Genomic DNA, 3,614 nt, shown 5'->3' with positions numbered 1-3,614 from the left:
GCCCCACGTACCCCACCGCCAACCCGTCTCCGCCCACGTACAGCTCGCCCGGTACGCCCACTGGCACCGGGCGCATCCCACCGTCCAGCACGTACGCCACCGTGTTCTTCACCGGCCGGCCGATGGATACCGACACTCCGACTTCCTCGGGCGCCTCCATCCGGTACGTGCTGGAGAACGTCGTGTTCTCCGTTGGGCCGTACCCGTTGATGAGCACACCGCCCGCTGCCAGCCGCTCCTTCACGCGCGACACTGGCAGCGCGTCACCACCCGCCAGCAACTGGCGGACACTGGCCAGGGCCTTCGGCTGCCGCGCCTGCATCTGCTCGAAGAGCGCCGCCGTCAGCCACAACGACGTCACGCCTGAAGACTCCAGCTTGCGGCCCAACTCCTCCAGGGACGGTGTCCCTGCTGGGTACACCACCAGCTTCGCGCCGTGCAGCAGCGCGCCCCACACCTCCAGAGTCGATGCGTCGAAGGAGATGGGCGCCAACTGCAGCCACACCTCCTCCGGCCCGAAGTGCGCGAAGTCCGTCCCCAGCACCAGGCGAGACACCGCTCGGTGCGGCACCCCCACGCCCTTCGGCTTCCCCGTGCTTCCCGATGTAAACATCACATACGCCAGGTTGCTCCCGCCCACGTTGGCGACGGGCGTGCTCTCCGCCTGCAAGGCAATCTGCGTCTCCCACTCCGTGTCCACGCACACCACCAACTCGCCGCCCGCGGCCACCTCGTCCGCTAGCTTCTCCTGCGCCACCAGCAGCGCGACACCCGCCTCCTGCTTCATCCACGCCAGTCGCTCCAGCGGGTAGCTCGCATCCAGCGGTACGTACACACCCCCCGCCTTCAGGATGCCCAGCACGCTCACCACCAACTCCAGTGAGCGCTCCACGCACAAGCCCACCCGCACCTCGGGCCCCACTCCCATGCCCTTCAGGTGGTGCGCCAGCTGGTTGGCGCGCCGGTTCAACTCCGCGTACGTCAGCCGCTCGTCCTCGTACTCCACCGCCACCGCGTCCGGCGTCCGCTGCGCTTGCTCCTCGAACAACCGCGCCAGCGACTCCTCCCGTGGGTAATGCGCAGCCGTCCCGCTCCACAGCTTCACCAACTGCTGCTCCTCACGGTCCATCAGCGGCAGTTCCCACAGTCGCGTCTCCGGCTCAGCGACGGCGGCCTCCAACAGCACCTTCAAGTGTCCGAGCATCCGGTCCATCGTCCCGGCCTCGAACAGGTCGCTGTCGTAGTTGACCATCGCCATGACGCCGTCCTTCACCTCCTCCATCACCAGAGACAGGTCGAACTTCGAGGTCCTCCCCTCCGACTCCACGCCGGAGAGCCTCAAGCCATCTCCGAGCTTCACCTCCGTCACGGGCGTGTTCTGCAGCGTCAGCGTCACCTGGAACAGCGGACTGCGACTCAAGTCACGCTCGGGATGAAGCTCCTCCACCAGCTTCTCGAACGGCACGTCCTGGTGCGCATACGCGCCGAGCGTCACCTCTCGCACCTGGGCGAGCAACTCCCGGAAGCTCGATGTCGGAGACACCTTCGTCCGTAGCACCAGCATGTTCGTGAAGAAGCCGATCAGTCCTTCCGTCTCGCCATGCGTGCGCCCTGCGATGGGGGACCCCACGCACACGTCCTCCTGCCTCGCGTACTTGGACAGCACCACCTGAAAGGCCGCCAGCAGCACCATGAACGGCGTTGCGCCTTCACGCTGTGCCAGAGCCTTCACTCGCTCCCACAGGGAGAGAGACCAGGACTGGTCAAGATGACCTCCTCGGAAGGCCTGCACCGCGGGCCGCGGTTTATCCGTCGGCAGCTCCAACGATGGGGGCGCCCCCTCCAGTTGCCGCTTCCAGTATGCGAGCTGCGACTCCAGCACCTCGCCCTTCAGCCACTCCCGTTGCCACAGCGCGTAGTCCGGGTACTGCACTGCCAGTTCCGGTAGCGGTGAGGGACGCCCCTGCGAGAACGCCTCATAGAGCGCGGTCACGTCCCGCACGAGGACGCCCATGGACCACCCATCCGACACGATGTGATGTGTCACCAAGATCAGCACGTGCTCATGCTCGGACAGCTTCAGGAGCGTCACGCGCAGCAAAGGACCCCGTTCGAGCTCGAACGGCTGGTGTGCCTCCTGTTCGACCAGACGAGTGACTTCCGCCGTGCGGGCGGCCTCCGCCAATGACTCCAGCCCCGCGCTTCGGAAGGCCAGCACCGGCTCGGCTGCGATGACTTGAACGGGCTTTCCATCACGAGCGCTGAACGTCGTCCGCAACGACTCGTGGCGCCGCACGAGTTCCACGAAGCTCCGCTCGAGCACCTCGGCGCGGAGCGGCCCCTCTACCCGAAGGACGGCCGGCACATTGTAGGAGGCGCTCCCTCGCGCCATCTGATCCAGGAGCCACAGCCGTTGCTGCGCGAACGACGGAGGCAACACCCGGCTTCCATCCGCTCGTGGCTTCAGAGGCGGAGCGGTGACCGACGCTCCCGTGCGAATGGCGTGGTCAAGCCGCTCGGCCAGGGCCGACAGCGTGGGCGCCTCGAACAGTTCACGGAGCGGCAGCTCGGTTTGGAAAGTGCCCCGAATCCGCGAAACCACCTGCGTTGCCAACAATGAGTGTCCGCCCAGCTCGAAGAAGTCGTCCTTCGCCCCCACCCGCTCCACACCCAGCACCTGAGAGAAGATCCCAGCGATCAACTCCTCTGTCGGAGTGCGCGGCGCCACATAATCGGGACCTGGGGTGCCCAGCATCGCCACCGGCGCGGGCAGCGCCTTGCGGTCCACCTTGCCGTTGGGCGTCAGCGGCAGTGACTCCAGCAGCACATACACCGACGGCACCATGTACTCCGGCAGCCGCTGCTTCATGTGGCTTCGCAGCGCACCCGCGTCCAGCGAGGCAGCGTCTCGGGCCGTGACGTAGGCCACCAGTCGCTTGCCTTCACCACCGTCACCACCGTCCTCGCGAGCCACCACGACGGCTTCGTTGACGCCACCGTGCTGGGCCAGCGCCGCTTCCACTTCGCCCAGCTCAATTCGGTAGCCGCGCACCTTCACCTGCGTGTCCGCGCGGCCCAGGAACTCCAACGTCCCGCTCCTCAGCCATCGCACCACGTCGCCCGTTCGGTACAGCCGCGCTCCCTCGCCGTACGGACTCGGAACGAAGCGCTCCGCCGTCAGCTCCGGGCGTCCCACGTACCCCACCGCCAACCCGTCTCCGCCCACGTACAGCTCGCCCGGTACGCCCACTGGCACCGGACGCATTGCACCGTCCAGCACGTACGCCACCGTGTTCCTCACCGGCCGGCCGATGGACACCGACACTCCGACTTCCTCGGGCTTCTCCATCCGGTACGTGCTGGAGAACGTCGTGTTCTCCGTTGGGCCGTACCCGTTGATGAGCGTCCCACCCGCTGCCAGCCGCTCCTTCACGCGCGACACTGGCAGCGCGTCACCACCGGCCAGCAACTGACGGACACTGGCCAGGGCCTTCGGCTGCCGCGCCTGCATCTGCTCGAAGAGCGCCGCCGTCAGCCACAACGACGTCACGCCTGAAGACTCCAGCTTGCGGCCCAACTCCTCCAGCGACGGCGTCCCCGCCGGGTACACCACC

General features: G+C 67.1%; 1 protein-coding gene. It reads right to left on the bottom strand.

Features of this window, described 5'->3' with window-relative positions:
- Positions 1-3,614, bottom strand: a 3,614-nt coding sequence (locus HV826_RS36065; RefSeq protein ID WP_176421534.1) for a non-ribosomal peptide synthetase, incomplete at both ends; no start/stop codon positions are given.

The sequence above is a fragment of the Myxococcus sp. AM010 genome (assembly GCF_013372585.1).
GTDB lineage: Bacteria > Myxococcota > Myxococcia > Myxococcales > Myxococcaceae > Myxococcus > Myxococcus vastator.
The sequence above is the reverse complement of the archived record's forward strand: the minus strand, read 5'-3'. Positions and strand labels throughout refer to the sequence as shown.